The following is a 16,608-nucleotide window of genomic DNA, read 5'->3' on the forward strand; positions in this document are numbered from 1 at the left end:
TTTTTAGACTAATAGGGATAAATTAGAAAGAAAAAATTAACTTCTACACCTACAAAGCTTATTCTGACAGACTTTATAACAGTCTAAGAAAAAAGTAAAGATTCATACAGTATCTAGATTTTCCAAAAATTCTTTATCATCAAATACTATTAACGAAACTATCCAAACATTGCTTCAAAGAATTCTTTAGTTGTTTGACTAGCGAGGTCTTTAATTAAAAAATTTTTCAAATAATTTCCTCATTGACACATAAATTCTTGCTTTCTAAATTTAAGTGTGATATATTTATAACATAAATTTAAGTGTGATATATTTATAACACAAAAAAAAGGAGTCTATCATGAAAAAAAGTCAAAAAATGCGTGGCCTCATTGCAATGATTGCCGTAGCTCTCTTTATTGATTTTATTGTTTTATTTGGTTCTAATCTTAGTTGGGGACCCAAGTTAGTTATTGTTGGTATTTCAGTGTTAGGTCAAATTATAGCTATTTGGAGTTGGCTACATATGAAACCATGGCCTCATAAGATTCAGAAAGGTAAGGGGAAGACTATTTTTGACTTGTCTGCTAAGCTTTACACGATACTTTTGTTTGCAGCAAGCATTTTTTATACAGTAGGGATTTGGGTTGCGACCCCAAGCGAAAGTTCTGGTATTAAAGAATGGATTTTGGGAATTGGCCTCGTTATTGAAGTGATTGTATTTGGTTTTTTCTGTTTGAAAAATGTCAAGGAAACTCCAGACGAACGCTTTTATGCTAATTTAGCCAAGGCAGCTAGCTTGATGTTTGTTTTTATACTAGGCGCACTGATAATCCTAGCAGTTATCATTGGGTATATGGGGTCCCTCACTCTTTACATGGGCCAGATCTTTATTAGCATAGCTACCTTGATTTTCATCTTTGCGGTTGTCTATTTTATCTTGGAACGGAGAGGATAAGCATGGCCAAAGAAAGCAAGATTATTACTAACCTCAAATCTATTCGTGAGTCCACAGGCATGACCCAGCAGGAGTTAGCCGACCTCATCGGCATGCGACGCGAGACAATTCTTCACTTGGAAAATAACCGCTACAATCCTTCGCTGGAAATGGCTCTTAAAATTGCTCAAGTTTTTGATTTGAAAGTAGAAGACCTCTTTGAACTCAGACAGAAAGAGGAAACATAATTCTTTTCGAGACCTAGCATTAAGTTCAATGATTAATTAGAAATTGAGCCAAAAGAAAAATCCTTTGAAAATGTTCTCTTTTAAAATATAGTAATTCTTATGGCATTGATATCCCAAAACATTTAGATACGCTTGTTGAAAAAGGATATGCTACTATCGAAACCGCCTTTGACTCGCTTGACCATCTAAATGCCACTACAAAAAAGAATATCCTTAAAAAGAAGGGGGTTGCCGGACTTTCTAAGATGAAGGCTGCCGACTTGAATCAAGCATTTCATGACCATTTTTCAGAAGAAGAATTATCCCAGTGTTTCTCCATCCGTGGCTATAAACTGACCCCTAAAGGGGAACAAGCGCTCAAAGACCATCAGGCAATCATTGACCGCCATCCTAAAAAGAATCTTTAATCAACCAATACTGGTTGATTTTTTTGTAATTTTTTAAAACACTTACAAATCATTACAATTATTGACAAATACTTATAAAAAGAGTATAGTATTAAAAAAAGGAGGAATTCCTATGTACCAAGCACAAAGATTAGAAGAAATCATAAAACTTTTAGAAGATAGAGGAAGTCTATCGGCAAGAGAAATGGTTGACTATTTCCAAGTATCCAAGGATACTATCCGGAGAGATTTTTCCATTCTTGCAAAGGAAAAGCGAGCGCAACGAACTCACGGAGGTTTGTTGCCAATAAAAAAACAAATCATTCTTGATTTTCAAGGACGAGCAGCTAAATCTAATAAAGAAAAAGAAAAAATCGCTCACTTAGCCAATGAACTCATTTCCGATTCACAACTGATATTCTTTGATGTTTCAACCACTATACTTGAGTTAGCAAAAATTATAGATAAAAAAGTTACTATTTTCAGTCATTCATTAGATAACGCAATTATCTTAGGAAATAATGAAAATGTCGATTTTCATATTCTCGGTGGAAAATTTCATAGACAGAATCGTTTTTATTATTCATTAGAAGAATCCAACACTTTAAAGGGAATTAAATTTGACATAGCATTTTTTGGTGCAGCTAGTCTTTCAGACGGACAAGTTAGCTTTGAGGATCAAGAAGATGTTCTCATGAAAAAAAGAGCATTTAAAACTAGTAAAATTCGCGTCTTGTTAGCTGAAACTAGCAAAATAAACAAACACTCTCATTATATTCTTTCCGAACTTACTGATTTTGATTATTGGATTACAGACAAGGAACCCGACTTAGAAATTCAACAATCTTTAGATGGCAAAACAACTATTCTATTTTAATAAAAAGGAGAAAAATATGTCAGTAATAAAGTTAATCATGAGTGATATTGACGGTACTATTTTGGATAAAAATCACCAATTAGATTCTCATTTGATAGAACTGATGCCACTTTTAAAACAATGTGATATTCCTTTTGTTTTAGCTTCTGCTAGATCTCCTCTCGGTATAGCGCCAATTTCTAAAGAGCTTGGCGTCACCGAATGTCCCATTGCCTGCTATAATGGAGCACTCATCAGTTCAGGAGATAAAATCCTAAGTCAGCATACTATTAATAAAAAGGAATTACTCTTACTACATGATTTTTTAAAAAAAGAATTCCCGACAGTTTCTATCAATGTTTACTCCGGAAAAGATTGGCTTGTGAATACAATTGATGAGTGGGTAGAAATCGAAGCAACTATTACTGGAGAAAGTCCAAAAGTTACATCTTTAGCAGATTTTATAAAAGACGAGAAAACTCTTGTTCATAAACTTTTGCTGATAGATAATACGGATACCATACAGAAACTTCAAAAAACCTTATCTTCAATAGATTTCCCTCAAACCAACTTCTATCTCTCTAAAGATAACTATCTAGAAGTTACACATAATCAAGTATCCAAAAAACAAGCTTTATTAGAATTAGCCAAGTATTATCAACTTTCACTTTCTGAAATTATGACTATTGGAGATAATTATAATGATATTCCAATGATTGAGACTGCTGGACTTGGTGTTGCAATGGGAAACGCACCTACAGATGTCAAAACTTGCGCAAATACAGTAACAGATTCTAATGATCAAAATGGTGTAAGTAAGGCCATAAAATTGTATGTACTATCGGAATCATCACAATTGAATATTTGAAATCCTCTTCTTTTTAGGGTACAATGGAAAAAATGATTTTTGAGAGGATTAACATGAAAAAATTAGCTACACTACTACTCATTTCTACCTTTGCCCTTGGTGGATGTACAAGCATCCAACGCGCTCTTCGTGGTGATGATTACGTAGATTCTAAAATTGCTACTGAAGAAAGTTCTAAAACCGCTACTCAAGCAGAAAAAGATTTCAAAGACGCTTTAACCAATGAAAATGCTAATTTCCCCCAACTTTCTAAAGAAGTTGCAGACGATGAAGCTGAAGTTATTCTTCACACAAGTCTAGGTGATATTCGTATCAAACTTTTTCCAAAGTTAGCCCCTCTTGCGGTAGAAAACTTCTTGACTCATGCTAAAGAAGGCTACTACAATGGTGTTACTTTCCACCGTGTAATTGATGGATTTATGATACAAACAGGAGATCCGAAAGGTGATGGTACAGGTGGTGAATCTATCTGGCACGGTAAGGATCAAACAAAAGACAAGGGAACAGGTTTTAAAAACGAAATCTCCCCATATCTCTATAATATCCGTGGTTCCCTATCTATGGCCAATACTGGTCAACCAAACTCAAATGGTAGCCAATTCTTCATCAACCAAAGTACAACAGATTATTCTGCTAAACTTCCAACAAGTAGCTATCCTAAGAAAATTATCGAAGCCTACAAAGAAGGTGGAAATCCAACTTTAGATGGAAAACACCCAGTCTTTGGTCAAGTTATTGATGGGATAGATGTAGTAGATAAAATTGCCAAGGCTGAAAAAGACGAAAAAGATAAACCAACTACTGCTATTACCATCGACAGTATCGAAATTGTTAAAGACTACGATTTCAGTAAGCAATAAAATCATTAGATTTAAGGAGACTATAAAATGATTCTATTCTGGGGCTCAAAAGGCTATCAAAAAGTGCTAGGACACACTCGAACTACTATTGAGTGTGGACACTGTAACAATGTCGGTACTTGGGAAATTACGGAATATGGACGCAAGTTCACTCTTTACTGGATTCCACTCTTTCCTTACGGTAAAACCTATTTCGTTTCTTGCCCGATTTGTCACTATGGAAAAGAAATTCAAAAGTCTGAGGTTGAACAATATCTCAACTATTAAAAAAGATAGGTCACAGGGCCTATCTTTTTTAAATTACACTTCCATGTAAACGCTCTCTTTTTGTTCCAAATATGATATAATTTAGTCAATAGTAACGAGGAGGTTCTCCTATGAAACCTTATAAACTAAACCTATTCCGGCTTGGTTTACTCTTATTTTCGTATTTAATCTTTAATGTCGTTTATTCGATTACTTATGATTCCGGAGGTTTTGCTTTTATAATCTTGTGGCCGGCATTTTTCGCATCATATGCTGGAATAGTGCTAGGAAATATTTTTATTTTTAGAGATATTTCAAAATTAAAAGCCTCCTTTGAAGATAATGAGTTGATTCAAAAAACATGTACAATACAGTTAGTTCTAGCTACAATTGGATTTTTCATGCAAATAATAGGTTTTAAGGGGGCGGCTCCACTTAATTTCCTTGATAATTATCCACTAATAGTTTGTGCCAGTATTGTGTACTCTATCATTCTCCTTATCGGTATTTATCAGACGATAAAGTTAGGACAAGGGAAAGATACTTTGGCCATACTTGGTTTTATCTTTGGAGTTACGGTAATTTTATACACTTGCCTAGGACTGATTACAACCACTTCCTCTTCTATTAAAAATACTACTCCTTCTTTCGCTGAAGAATTTCAATCACTTGGGCTTAAGGGAAAGGTTGAGTTAGTTGATAAACACAGAGAGATTGAAGCATTTAACGGAACAGTCTACGAGCTAACATATACAGAAAATTTATCTGATGGAACTATTTTAAAAGAAAATATTTACGCAAAAATTCATAAAATGAATGGAGAACACTTATCAAATTTCTTTCTTCCTTCAGGAACAGATCTCGAAACACTTCTTAATGACAAAGAAAAGGCACTGTTTCACACTGTCAAACAAGACGAATTCAGTTTCTTGCTAGATGTAAACCAAGAAAGACCAAATCTACAACAAGAAGAAGATAGTATCAAAAATGCTACTGCTGACAAAATAAATAAGCTTTTTGATACACCAGGAAAAATTGCTTCTAGTTTTGAATTTAGAAAATATCCTATAGAAAACTACTATATTGCAATGATTAAGCAGGCTGTCAGCAATCGAGAAAAAGGGGATTCTGACGCAGCTGGTTTTTATAATATTACAACAAAAGATCTCATGAAAAACAAAGGTCTTACTCTCGATTTTGATTTCGACCTTTCGAAAATCAAGGTAGAAAATGGTAGTCCTGTGGATACCTTAAAGGAAAAAATCTTATCTTTACCAAAAAACTCATTTTCCGATGGAATTTATAACATAAATTGTTATTATGAAAATGGAATACAGAAGAAAGTTGTAGTTACCTGCCCATTTGTTGTTGAAGATGGTGTGGGACACTTTGAAGAGGATGAAATCGTGGGAAATCAAACGAATTAGTTATTATTGATACTAAAACAAGTTGATAGCAGTACGATTTCTACTATTTATAACCCTCATAAAAAATCCAAGTCTCGTTGACTTGGATTTTTTTAACTATTTATGTTAGCTCATTGAAGTCCCAGATTTGATCCATCCAGCCTTCATAGAAGTCTGGTTCGTGGCAGACCATAAGGATTGAGCCTTTATATTCTTTCAAAGCACGTTTGAGTTCGTCCTTGGCATCAACATCCAAGTGGTTGGTAGGCTCGTCTAGAACAAGGACATTGTTCTCACGATTCATCAAGAGACAGAAACGAACCTTGGCTTGTTCTCCACCTGATAGAACTTGAATCTGGCTTTCGATATGCTTCGTTGTCAAACCACAGCGGGCAAGGGCTGCACGAACTTCTGCTTGGTTGAGAGCTGGAAAGGCATTCCAAACTGCTTCTAAAGGTGTCTGGCGATTGCCACCTTCCACCTCTTGTTCAAAGTAGCCGAGTTCTAGGTAATCACCACGTTCAACTTCCCCAGCAATTGGCGGGATAATACCCAAAAGAGACTTCAAGAGGGTTGTTTTCCCGATACCATTGGCACCAATAATGGCAACCTTTTGATTGCGCTCAAAGGTAAGATTTAAGGGTTTTGTAAGTGGGCGGTCGTAACCAATCTGCAAGTCTTTGGCTTGGAAGATGAAGCGTCCAGGTGTACGAGCTGGTTTAAAATCAAAGGATGGCTTTGGTTTTTCACTTTGAAGCTCGATAATGTCCATCTTATCCAATTTCTTCTGGCGAGACATGGCCATGTTACGAGTTGCGACACGCGCCTTATTACGGGCTACGAAATCCTTGAGGTCAGCAATTTCCTTCTGTTGACGTTCATAGGCTGCTTCCAGCTGCGATTTCTTCATGGCATAGACTTCTTGGAACTGGTAGTAATCTCCTGAATAACGTGTCAACTGTTGATTTTCCACATGGTAGACGATATTGATCACATCGTTTAGGAAAGGAATATCGTGAGAGATAAGAACAAAGGCATTTTCATAGTTCTGGAGATAGCGCTTGAGCCAGTCAATATGCTCTGCATCTAGATAGTTGGTTGGCTCATCAAGAAGTAGGATATCTGGCTTTTCAAGGAGGAGTTTAGCCAAGAGTACCTTGGTTCTTTGTCCACCTGACAAGGCTGTTACGTCTGTATCCATACCATAATCCATAACACCAAGAGCACGAGCAACTTCGTCAATCTTGGCATCCAAGGTATAGAAATCACGGCTTTCCAAACGGTCCTGAAGTTCGCCGACTTCTTCCATTAGGGCATCAATATCAGCGCCCTCTTCTGCCATTTCCATATAAAGGTCATTAATCCGAGCTTCAGCTTTGAATAATTCGTCAAAGGCTGTACGCAAAACGTCACGCACAGTTTGACCCTCTTTGAGCACGGCATGCTGGTCCAGATAACCTGCTGTCACATATTTGGACCACTCTACCTTACCTTCGTCAGGCACCAACTTACCAGTTACGATGCTCATAAAGGTTGATTTTCCTTCACCGTTAGCACCGACTAGTCCGATATGTTCCCCCTTGAGGAGACGGAAGGATACGTCTTCAAAAATCGCACGGTCACCAAAACCGTGACTCAAATTCTTAACTTCTAAGATACTCATTTTAATTCCTTATCTTGTTTTTATGTAGTAGTTTATAAAGGACCCAAGCCAAGTAACCACCCAAAGTGTTGGTCCATAAATCATCAATCTCAAATACCCGATTAAAATCAAAGAAAAAGTCTAAAACTAGCTGTGTGCACTCGATTCCCAAGCTCAATAAAAAGCTTAACAAAATCACTCTCTTCGTTTTTCTTAGACTAGGGATGAGATAGAGAAGCTGGAAAATTAAAGGGAAGAGCAAGAGGACATTTAAGGCGTTTTGCAAAAAAATCCAAAACAGTTGTATAGGGCTGGTTACTTCTCCCATGTTCCACAAAGAGTTAAAAGGCGTCAAAAGAAAAACCAGGCGTCCAATAGTTTGAATACCTGGAGTTTCCACTCCTGTAGGAAGTTGAGGCTGGGGAGTAAAGCAAAAACAGACGATACAAAGACTGTATAGCACAACTCCCAAGCTTAGTAATTTTTTTCGTTTCATCTTATGGATTTACTTCAGCTACTGCTTTTTGGCGGTCACGCTTCATGGTATTTGAACGCAATTGTCCACATGCTGCATCGATATCAGTTCCGTGTTCCTGACGAACGACACAGTTGATTCCTTTTTTCTTAAGGGTATCATAGAAAGCCATCACGCGCTCTTTAGGACTTCGGCTATACTGGTCATGTTCACTAACTGGGTTGTAAGGAATCAAATTGACATATGACAATTTCTTAATGTTTTTCAGCAATTCTGCCAACTCAAGCGCTTGTTCAACTCCATCATTGACTTCATTTAGCATGATATACTCAAAAGTTACACGGCGGTTGGTTGTCTCGATGTAATACTCAATCGCTGCAAAGAGTTTTTCAATTGGAAAGGCACGGTTAATCTTCATAATGCTTGAACGCAGTTCATTGTTTGGAGCATGAAGAGAAACAGCAAGGTTAACCTGTACTCCTTCATTGGCAAATTCACGAATCTTATGAGCCAAGCCAGAGGTTGATACGGTGATATGACGAGCACCAATTGCCATTCCCTTATCGTCATTGATGGTACGGATAAAGTTCAAAACATTATTGTAGTTATCAAATGGTTCTCCAATACCCATAACAACGATATGGCTAACACGTTCATCTTGTCCACGTTCGTCAAAATATTTTTGAACAAGCATAATTTGAGCCACAATTTCCCCGTTATTGAGGTCCCGTTGCTTCTTGATCAAACCTGACGCACAGAAGGTACAACCGATATTACATCCTACCTGAGTAGTGACACAGACTGATAAACCGTAGTGTTGGCGCATAAGCACCGTCTCAATCAACATACCGTCTGGCAACTCAAAGAGGTACTTCACAGTACCATCGGCTGACTCTTGAACGATACGTTGTTTCAAGGGATTGACTACAAACTGCTCGTTGAGTTTGGCAATCAAATCCTTAGACAAGTTAGTCATTTCTTCAAATGTCTGAACACGTTTACGGTAAAGCCATTCCCAGATTTGATCTGCTCGGAATTTCTTTTCTCCTTGCTCTAAGACCCATTCTTGCATTCCTTGACGAGTTAAACTATAAATCGACGATTTCATCTTTTCTCCTTATTTTCTAGTCTTTCTTACGGATGACGAAATGACGTTGTCCCTTTTCTTCATTCTGAGGTTTCTGTTCTTTACGGCGACGTCTATTTCTCTTGTCCGTATGATTTTTTTTCTTATTTTGAGAAGACTTTTTCCCTTTACGGTTGTCTTTCTCTTCTTCTTTCTTGCGCATTTTTTGGTCAAACGGTGCTCGTTTTGGAGTTTCATTTTCTAGGACAAAATAGGCACAACCATAACTGCAATACTCAAGTAGGTAATCTTGTAAACGACTGATTTTCTCGAGAGACTCTTCAGCTCTCTCATTTTTGTAGAAACCACGTAAGCGTAGCTGCTCATTGCTCCAGTCTCCTACAATATAATCATACTTGTTTAAAACTTCCGAAAAGCGTTGAGTAAATGCTGTTGCATCAAAAGCATCCTTGCTATTTTCAACCAAAGTAAAGGTAAACCCTTCAGCTTCGACTTTATCACCAGATAGATGAAATTCAGGACCAGGGAATTTATTGTAATTATATAATTCAGGTGCAATCTCTTTACGCATAATATTCCTTTTTAACGTTTACTTAATACTCTATTTTACCATATTTTTGCCATATTTTCACTTTTAGTTTTAAAATAAAAAAAGTCTGACGATTTAAGTATTAATTGGTTGAGGATCCTTTCATTTTTAAAAAAGAAAAAACTGGGAATTCCCAGTTTTTTAATGATTACATGTAAAGTAATTTGAAGAGTGCTACTGCGGCAATACCAGCTGCAATCGGTGCAACTACTGGTACCCAAGCATACCACCATTTTGAATCACCCTTGTGTTCACCAAGGATTGATTTTGGAAGTACTGCGTGAAGAAGACGTGGTCCAAAGTCACGAGCTGGGTTCAAACCTGGACCTGTTGGTCCACCTAGTGAAGTAACCAAGGCCATTACAAGGAAACCAAGAGCCAAGTGTGCAACAGCAAGACCTGGTGACAAGAACGGAGCTACTTGAGTTTTTGCTTGTTCAAGAGCTGCAGTAACTTGTTCTTGAGGAATTGTTTGACCTTGAGCAGTCGCTTGTGCAACTTGATCATTAATCATTCCTTGAGCTTTAGAAAGCAATTCAGCACCAAAGAAGTTCTTTGTCATACCAAGTGCTGCAAAGAAAAGTACGAATGAACCAACGAACTCGTTGATAAAACCGTTAACTGAAGCTGCAAAGCGTGATTCTTTTGTTCCGTGGTCGATACTTGAAATTGTTGAGAAAGTTCCCAAGATGTTGTTTGGGTTTTCTGTCTTCAAGTAGTATGGACGGTGAGCTGCAACAACCAAGGCTTGTCCAAAGATTGCTCCCAAAACTTGAGCGATGATGTATTGAGCTACTTGTGACCAAGGGAAAAGTCCGCTAACAGCAAGACCAAGTGTGAAGGCTGGGTTGATGTGGTTACCAGAAACGTTACCAAACATCAAGGCAGGGATCATAACCCCCATACCGTAACCAACAGCGATAACGAGCCAGCCACTTTGGTGACCTTTCGTACCTTTAAGTTCAACGTTGGCAACTGCACCATTACCCAAGATAATCAAGATTGCTGTTCCCAAAAATTCAGTGGCATATTTGACTGCCCATGTGAAATCCATTGATAGATTCTCCTTAATATTTTTTTGACAATCCCTATTCTATCAATTTTTAAGGCTTTTAGCAACAGATTTTCTAAAAGAATCCTATGGAAAACGCTTTTATTTAGGGCTTTAAAAAAAGACTTAGCAAAGAGAGTTTGTTAAGTCCTAATTTCGATTATTCTTGACGCTGACCAAAGTCCTTAATCATCTGCTCCATTTCCTCACGACTTGGTGTCGTAAGCATATAGAGATAGTCTCCTTGCAATTCAGCAAAGGCTGCTGGCATGATTTTCTTTACTTTGAACTGCTGACCATATTTAGCGAGCAAGTCTTCTTCTGAATAAACATAGTTAGCATTGGCGCGACGGGATGTTGCCAAGCAATACTGAGTTTCAAACGGAGACTCTGGGAATGCTTCACCTGCAACGATAGCTGCATAGCCCTTGTACAAATCCAAGGAATGCGCATAGTTATAGACATCAATAGTAAAGCCACCCGCTGGACGGTTATTGTACTCAATGGCAATATAATCATCACCCTCACGGAAGAACTCGATATGGAAGAAACGTTCTTTCATACCAAATTCCTTGACAATAGCCTCACCATATTTACGCAATTTTGGATCCATATCTTTAAGAACATAATAAGAATTGTCCATCTTGTAAATCATGAGATCAAGGGGTGTATGTGCATAGTCAAAGGTAGTTGAAAAGACAATATTTCCATCTCTATCTACCAAACCATCGAAGGTACAGATTTCACTAGAGGTAACAAATTTTTCAAAGAAATACACGGTTGAATGGTCCCATTCAGCCTTAAAATGGTTTACATCATCTTCTGTTTCAAGTTTGAAGGTTGCTGCCGCACCTACTCCATTGTCAGGTTTTGCAATCATGGGAAGACCGATTTCTTTCACAGCTTTGTCAACATCTGCTTCTGTTTCAATGACAACTCCTGGAACGACTGGTACTCCCGCTTTTTTGAAGAGTTTCTTCATTTCAGACTTAAACTTAGTCTTCTTGAGATCTTCTGGTTTGGCACCAAAGACATGAAACTGTTCACGAAGGGCAGCATCCAACTCTAGCCAGTATTCATTGTGTGATTCAATGCGGTCAATTGGACCATGCTTATAGAAAAGAAAGGCAACTGCTCGTTTAACCTCATCGATATTTTCAAGATTATCAACTCGGAAGTACTCCGTCAAGCTATTGCGCAATGGTTCATCTAGTTGTTCGTAGGGTTCTTGCCCAATCCCTAGAACTGTGATGCCTTTATTGGCTAGCTCAATACTAAATTGCTGAAAATTTTGTGGGTAATAGGGTGAAATTACAAGATAATTCATAAGCAACTCCTTTTATAGACTCATATGACCGAGGAAATAAGGCATTTGTTTGCGCCACCATTCCCAGTCATGGGCAACATCGTGCCCCCATTCTGCAAACCAGGCAGGAATTTGTTTTTGGTCAAAGGCTTCTTTTAACTTGTAGTAAGAAGGAAGGCCATCCTGTTCCCAAGCACCTAGTCCAGTACAAATCACAATCTCAGCCTGACGGTAACGATCAATAAACCAACCATCATTTTGATTCCAGATATAGTCTACTGGTGAATTTTGATAGATAGCATCATCGTTGTAGTAATCTCCAACAAAGAAACGAGCATCGTAGACACCACTGAGGGCAATTACCTTGGTAAAGACATCTGGATGCTGAAGGAAAAAGTTAAGTGCATGGTAAGCTCCCATAGAGCATCCTGTTGTCATCATACCATCAAACCAGCCTGTCTTGTGCTTGATAAAAGGAATAGCTTCTTCAATCACATATCGTTCATAGGCACGGTGCATCTCAGCTTGATCATGCCCATTTTTCCAAGTCGCAAGCCAGCTCTCACTATCTACACTTGAAAGGGTAAAGAACTGCACGCTACCTTCATCAATAAAGGATGCACAAGCATCAATCATTCCAAAATCATAGTACTCATTGTGGCTACCACCTGAGGAAGCAAAGACAACAACTGGGATGCCTCCATGTCCGTATCGATTGACATACATTTCACGGTTAAGATGACCACTCCAGTGGCTTAGATGTTCAATATGCATATCCTGTCTCCTTTATACTATTTACCAATTTTCTGCAAAAAAGCGTAAGCAAGCTGGAAGATTTTCTGACCATGGCACTTCATGGTGGATAGCCCCGGCTTGAACCTTGAGTGAGAGATTTTCCAACTCAACTCCTCCTGCTATCAAATCATGATAATAGCGAAGAGAAGAGTCAATATAGGCCTGCTTAATATTACCAGCCATGAGGGTCTTATCCGTGTCATCTGCTTCTTCCGTCCCAACATAGATAAAGACTCGTTGATCAGGTAATAGTTTTTTACGCTCCATATAGCGATCAAAGGCCTCTTGGTGAAGCCAGTTGGCTGATGAGAACACTCCCAAACACCCAATCTGATCCTGATACTCCAAGCCAATAAACTGGGTAATGTTGCCGCCTAGAGAAGAACCAACCATAGCAGTATGCTTGCGGTCTGATTTTGTACGATAGTTTTCATCAATAAAGGGTTTGACCACTTCCATGACAAACTCAGCGTACTCGACTCCCTTTCCACCAAACTGTTGACCGGGAATATTAGACTCTTGGAATTTCCATGCAGCATACTCATTCATCCGTCCTAGACCATCATTATCTATGGCCACTACAATCATACGGCTGATATCTGGATTCCGTTTAATGGTAGGAATGATCTTCCATGAATGACCGACATAAGATTCTTTACTGTAAAAGACATTTTGACCATCATGGAAATAGACAACCGGATAAGTTCGATCCGTGTCTTTCTCGTAATTTTTCGGGAGGAGAACACGTACACGGCGCTCCTTGCCTGTGTATGGAACCTTGAGTTTATGCTCTCGCATTTTTAGGTAAAAGTAGGATTGATTCATTGTCAGAAAACTCTCTATATTCAAAATTTTACCTAATTATATCATAAAAATAGAAAAAAAGTCAGTTTCCGTCCAAATTTAGGACAATAAACTAACTTTTTTTACTTATTTTATCATTTCCTCTGGTTTTTCTGATTAAAGGAGATCATCAATCAACTCATCAACCGCATCCTTCTCAGCTTGAGGGGTAATTTCAGTAATCATAATTCCTGCTACTGCTCGCTCAACTAATCCTTCAACGTCCATACGTGTTTCATACTGCTCCGCATTCTTAATCTTTGGATTTGTTTTGGGACGTTCAGGTGCAAAAATCGTACAACAGTCTTCAAATGGCTGGATGGAAATTTCAAAGGTATCAATTTCCTGAGCAATATCAATGATTTCTAGCTTGTCCATAGTTACAACTGGACGAATGATTGGCGTATTTGTGACAGCATTGATGGCTTGCATACTTTCAAGGGTTTGGCTTGCCACCTGACCAAGACTTTCACCATTGATGATGACCAAACCATTTCGTACCTCACGGATACGGTCTGTAATGCGCATCATAAAGCGACGAGTCAGGGTCATCAGATAGGCTTCTGGCGCTTTAGCCTTGATTTCTTCTTGAATCTCAGTAAATGGTACTTCGATAAACTGGATATTGCCACCAAATTTAGTCAATTTACGGGTCAAATCCTGAGCTTTCTTGAGGGCACCTGGACTTGTGTATGGAGGGCTAGCAAAGTGAACAGCCTCGATATCCACCCCACGTTTCAGGGCTAGGTAACCAGCTACTGGCGAATCAATTCCCCCTGACAACATAAGCATGCCTTTCCCAGAAGTTCCAACTGGCAAACCACCCGCACCACGAATCGTTTCATAAGAAAGGTAGGCCGCTTCCTCACGAATCTCCACTTGCAGATTAATGTCAGGACTTTTCATTTGTGCTTGCACATTTGGAATGGCTTCAAATACAGCTCCACCAAGCGTTTGATTCAACTCACGACTGTCTAACTCAAAGTTATGGTCACTACGCTTGCTTGAGATTTTAAAGGTCATCCCTTCCTTGTAGATATCTTTCATAATATCTTGGACAGCAGACTTAAGTACTTCTACAGATTTTTCAACCTTATATACTGGAGAAAAGTTTTGAATCCCGAAAACCTGTTTGAGAGATTCAGCTACTGCTGCATAGTCGGCTCCATTAAGATAAGCATGGGCACGGTCGCGATCAGCAGTTACCTTGACTTGAGAATAGATAGATAAAACATCTGAGATATTATTACGTAGTTTATTGATGAAACGCATACGGTTTTTACCTTTGGTTGAAAGTTCCCCATAGCGAATCATAATTTCTGAATATTGCATGAATGCTCCTATCTTACTTTTCTAGTTTGATTGTAAATTAATTTTAGTTTGGTCAAAAATTGCTCAACTTGACTCATGTCATTTTCTAGGTCTAGGCTGACGCGTACTGCTGACTGAGCCTTATCTTTTTCAACCCCCATGGCAATCAAGGTACCAGCAGGTTTTCCTGCCTTGGACGAGCAAGCAGAGGTTGTGGAAATGAAAATATCATAGTCTTCAAATGCGTGAACGATGACTTCACCACGGACACCCTTAATCCCAAAGGTCAGAATATGAGGAGCAAAGTCTTCCTCACCTGAGAAAACAAAAATATCTGGATATTCGAGTAGAGCTTTACGGATGACTGCCTTCATCTGACTTGTTTTGCTTGTAAACAAATCCAGTTTTTCCATGGCTAGACGCAGAGCCTTGGCTGTCGCTGCAATTCCTGCTACATTCTCAGTAGTTGAACGATAGTCACGCTCTTGGCCACCACCAGTTAATAGGGGGGTGATTTTCTTGCCAGACTTGATATAGACAAATCCAACACCACGAACTCCGTGGAATTTATGACTAGAGAAGGTCGCAAAATCCACTCGGTCAGTCAAATACTTTTCTGTCGGAATCTTAGCTAAAGCTTGAACAGCATCAACATGGAAGGAAATCGTTGGTTTATCTGCTAATAGTTCTGAGATCGCTTGAATAGGTTGGATTGAGCCAATTTCATTGTTGACTGCCATGATAGAGACTAGCGTTGTATCAGGACGAAGTAGATTTTCTAAAGCAGCTACATCTACAAATCCTTTTTCATCTACTGGTGCAAAATCCACCTCAAATCCTTGAGTCTGAAGCCAAAGAGCAGACTCCTTAACCGCTGGATGCTCAATTTCTGACACGATGATGTGTTTACCAAACTGAGCTTTTTCAAAAGCGACACCTTTGATAACCCAGTTATCTCCTTCGGTACCACCAGAGGTAAAGAATACTTCTTCGCTTTTCTTACCAATTAAATCTGCAATCTGCTGACGAGAAGCTTCTAAAATTCTGGTAGACTGATCACCCAAACGATGCAGACTAGAAGGATTTCCAATAATTTTTGCAGATACCTGCATGTAAGTTTCAAGTACTTCAGGATAAGGCTTGGTCGTTGCCGAATTATCAAAGTAAATCATGGTTTCTCACGCTTTCTAAAATCACTCCTTCTATTGTAACACGAAACAGTTCAGGCGACAAGAAATGCCGTTTAGGTTCATTTAAGTTTTTTTTAAAGATTTTGGGTATAATGAATCATGGTAAAGGAGAGAAATTATGTCTAACTATCGCAGAAAATCAAAACCTAAAACTGAACATATCAAAAAAGGCTTTACCGTCTTTCAAAAAACAATTGCAACTTTAGCCAGTATCCTTGGTTTGATTACAGCTAGTATCACTATCATGAATGCTTTAGATAAAAACAAGGATCATAAAGATACGACTACACAAACAACCATTATCAAGGAAGTTCAAAAGGAAGCTCCCGCTGAATCCAATGCACCTGCACAAAGTCAGTCTAATAATCAAGAAACAACTCAAAAAGAAGAAGTTCAAACACCTAGCAAGAAGGAAGATACAAAATCAGATGACAATTCTCAGAAAAATGAGCAATCTGATTCTTCATCAAATACTCCAACTACTGAAGCAGGAGTTAGCGCTAATAACGGAGCATCCTAAACATTGCTCAACG

General features: G+C 38.5%; 19 protein-coding genes. 9 read left to right on the top strand and 10 right to left on the bottom strand.

What is annotated here, in order from left to right; all coding sequences use genetic code 11:
• The first annotated feature begins 340 nt into the window (after positions 1 to 340).
• From I1J71_RS07060 to I1J71_RS07095, 8 genes are all read left to right on the top strand, one after another.
• Entirely contained in the window at positions 341 to 937 is a 597-nt protein-coding gene (locus I1J71_RS07060) for a DUF3796 domain-containing protein (RefSeq protein WP_195184230.1), read from the top strand.
• Between the two features lie 2 nt (positions 938 to 939).
• Positions 940 to 1,164 (top strand): helix-turn-helix transcriptional regulator, encoded by a 225-nt coding sequence (locus tag I1J71_RS07065; RefSeq protein ID WP_006145803.1) that lies wholly within the window; start codon positions 940 to 942, stop codon positions 1,162 to 1,164.
• A gap of 260 nt (positions 1,165 to 1,424) precedes the next feature.
• Positions 1,425 to 1,571 (top strand): hypothetical protein, encoded by a 147-nt coding sequence (locus tag I1J71_RS08635; RefSeq protein ID WP_229026676.1) that lies wholly within the window; start codon positions 1,425 to 1,427, stop codon positions 1,569 to 1,571.
• Between the two features lie 112 nt (positions 1,572 to 1,683).
• On the top strand, positions 1,684 to 2,427 hold the full coding sequence (locus tag I1J71_RS07075) for a DeoR/GlpR family DNA-binding transcription regulator (RefSeq protein ID WP_195184231.1): 744 nt from the start codon (positions 1,684 to 1,686) through the stop codon (positions 2,425 to 2,427).
• Between the two features lie 16 nt (positions 2,428 to 2,443).
• Positions 2,444 to 3,274, top strand: a complete 831-nt coding sequence (locus tag I1J71_RS07080) for an HAD family hydrolase (RefSeq protein ID WP_195184232.1) — start codon at positions 2,444 to 2,446, stop codon at positions 3,272 to 3,274.
• Between the two features lie 53 nt (positions 3,275 to 3,327).
• Positions 3,328 to 4,134, top strand: coding sequence for a peptidylprolyl isomerase (locus tag I1J71_RS07085; protein WP_195184233.1), 807 nt, complete (start codon positions 3,328 to 3,330; stop codon positions 4,132 to 4,134).
• Positions 4,135 to 4,161: 27 nt separating this feature from the next.
• Complete coding sequence (locus I1J71_RS07090; RefSeq protein WP_195184234.1) at positions 4,162 to 4,401, top strand: zinc-ribbon domain-containing protein; 240 nt, start codon at positions 4,162 to 4,164, stop codon at positions 4,399 to 4,401.
• Positions 4,402 to 4,511: 110 nt separating this feature from the next.
• Positions 4,512 to 5,807, top strand: a complete 1,296-nt coding sequence (locus I1J71_RS07095; RefSeq protein ID WP_195184235.1) for a hypothetical protein — start codon at positions 4,512 to 4,514, stop codon at positions 5,805 to 5,807.
• A 100-nt stretch (positions 5,808 to 5,907) separates the two neighbouring features.
• Here the strand turns inward: I1J71_RS07095 and I1J71_RS07100 are convergent, their stop codons facing one another.
• The 10 genes from I1J71_RS07100 to I1J71_RS07145 all read right to left on the bottom strand — a co-directional run bounded on the left by I1J71_RS07100 (position 5,908) and on the right by I1J71_RS07145 (position 16,057).
• Positions 5,908 to 7,449 (bottom strand): ABC-F family ATP-binding cassette domain-containing protein, encoded by a 1,542-nt coding sequence (locus I1J71_RS07100; protein WP_074324219.1) that lies wholly within the window; start codon positions 7,447 to 7,449, stop codon positions 5,908 to 5,910.
• Between the two features lies 1 nt (position 7,450).
• On the bottom strand, positions 7,451 to 7,924 hold the full coding sequence (locus I1J71_RS07105; RefSeq protein ID WP_195184236.1) for a VanZ family protein: 474 nt from the start codon (positions 7,922 to 7,924) through the stop codon (positions 7,451 to 7,453).
• A 1-nt stretch (position 7,925) separates the two neighbouring features.
• Entirely contained in the window at positions 7,926 to 9,011 is a 1,086-nt protein-coding gene (gene rlmN / locus I1J71_RS07110) for a 23S rRNA (adenine(2503)-C(2))-methyltransferase RlmN (RefSeq protein WP_195184237.1), read from the bottom strand.
• A gap of 16 nt (positions 9,012 to 9,027) precedes the next feature.
• Complete coding sequence (locus tag I1J71_RS07115) at positions 9,028 to 9,561, bottom strand: YutD family protein (RefSeq protein WP_195184238.1); 534 nt, start codon at positions 9,559 to 9,561, stop codon at positions 9,028 to 9,030.
• A 166-nt stretch (positions 9,562 to 9,727) separates the two neighbouring features.
• Positions 9,728 to 10,633: an aquaglyceroporin Gla gene (gla, locus tag I1J71_RS07120; protein WP_195184239.1), complete on the bottom strand. Its 906-nt coding sequence runs from the start codon at positions 10,631 to 10,633 to the stop codon at positions 9,728 to 9,730.
• A gap of 157 nt (positions 10,634 to 10,790) precedes the next feature.
• The gene (locus tag I1J71_RS07125) at positions 10,791 to 11,957 is read right to left on the bottom strand and encodes an ATP-grasp domain-containing protein (RefSeq protein WP_195184240.1); all 1,167 of its coding nucleotides are present in this window, start codon (positions 11,955 to 11,957) and stop codon (positions 10,791 to 10,793) included.
• Between the two features lie 12 nt (positions 11,958 to 11,969).
• The gene (locus tag I1J71_RS07130) at positions 11,970 to 12,710 is read right to left on the bottom strand and encodes an esterase family protein (protein ID WP_195184241.1); all 741 of its coding nucleotides are present in this window, start codon (positions 12,708 to 12,710) and stop codon (positions 11,970 to 11,972) included.
• Positions 12,711 to 12,731: 21 nt separating this feature from the next.
• Positions 12,732 to 13,556, bottom strand: a complete 825-nt coding sequence (locus I1J71_RS07135; RefSeq protein ID WP_195184242.1) for an alpha/beta hydrolase — start codon at positions 13,554 to 13,556, stop codon at positions 12,732 to 12,734.
• A gap of 135 nt (positions 13,557 to 13,691) precedes the next feature.
• The gene (gene thiI / locus I1J71_RS07140) at positions 13,692 to 14,906 is read right to left on the bottom strand and encodes a tRNA uracil 4-sulfurtransferase ThiI (RefSeq protein ID WP_195184243.1); all 1,215 of its coding nucleotides are present in this window, start codon (positions 14,904 to 14,906) and stop codon (positions 13,692 to 13,694) included.
• 8 nt (positions 14,907 to 14,914) lie between these two features.
• Positions 14,915 to 16,057 (bottom strand): cysteine desulfurase family protein, encoded by a 1,143-nt coding sequence (locus I1J71_RS07145; RefSeq protein ID WP_195184244.1) that lies wholly within the window; start codon positions 16,055 to 16,057, stop codon positions 14,915 to 14,917.
• A 136-nt stretch (positions 16,058 to 16,193) separates the two neighbouring features.
• On the opposite strand from I1J71_RS07145, the gene I1J71_RS07150 reads away from it, so the two are divergent.
• Positions 16,194 to 16,595: a DUF6556 family protein gene (locus I1J71_RS07150; protein WP_195184245.1), complete on the top strand. Its 402-nt coding sequence runs from the start codon at positions 16,194 to 16,196 to the stop codon at positions 16,593 to 16,595.
• The last annotated feature ends 13 nt before the right edge of the window (positions 16,596 to 16,608 follow it).

This window comes from Streptococcus infantis (assembly GCF_015546995.1).
Classification (GTDB): Bacteria; Bacillota; Bacilli; order Lactobacillales; family Streptococcaceae; genus Streptococcus; species Streptococcus infantis_J.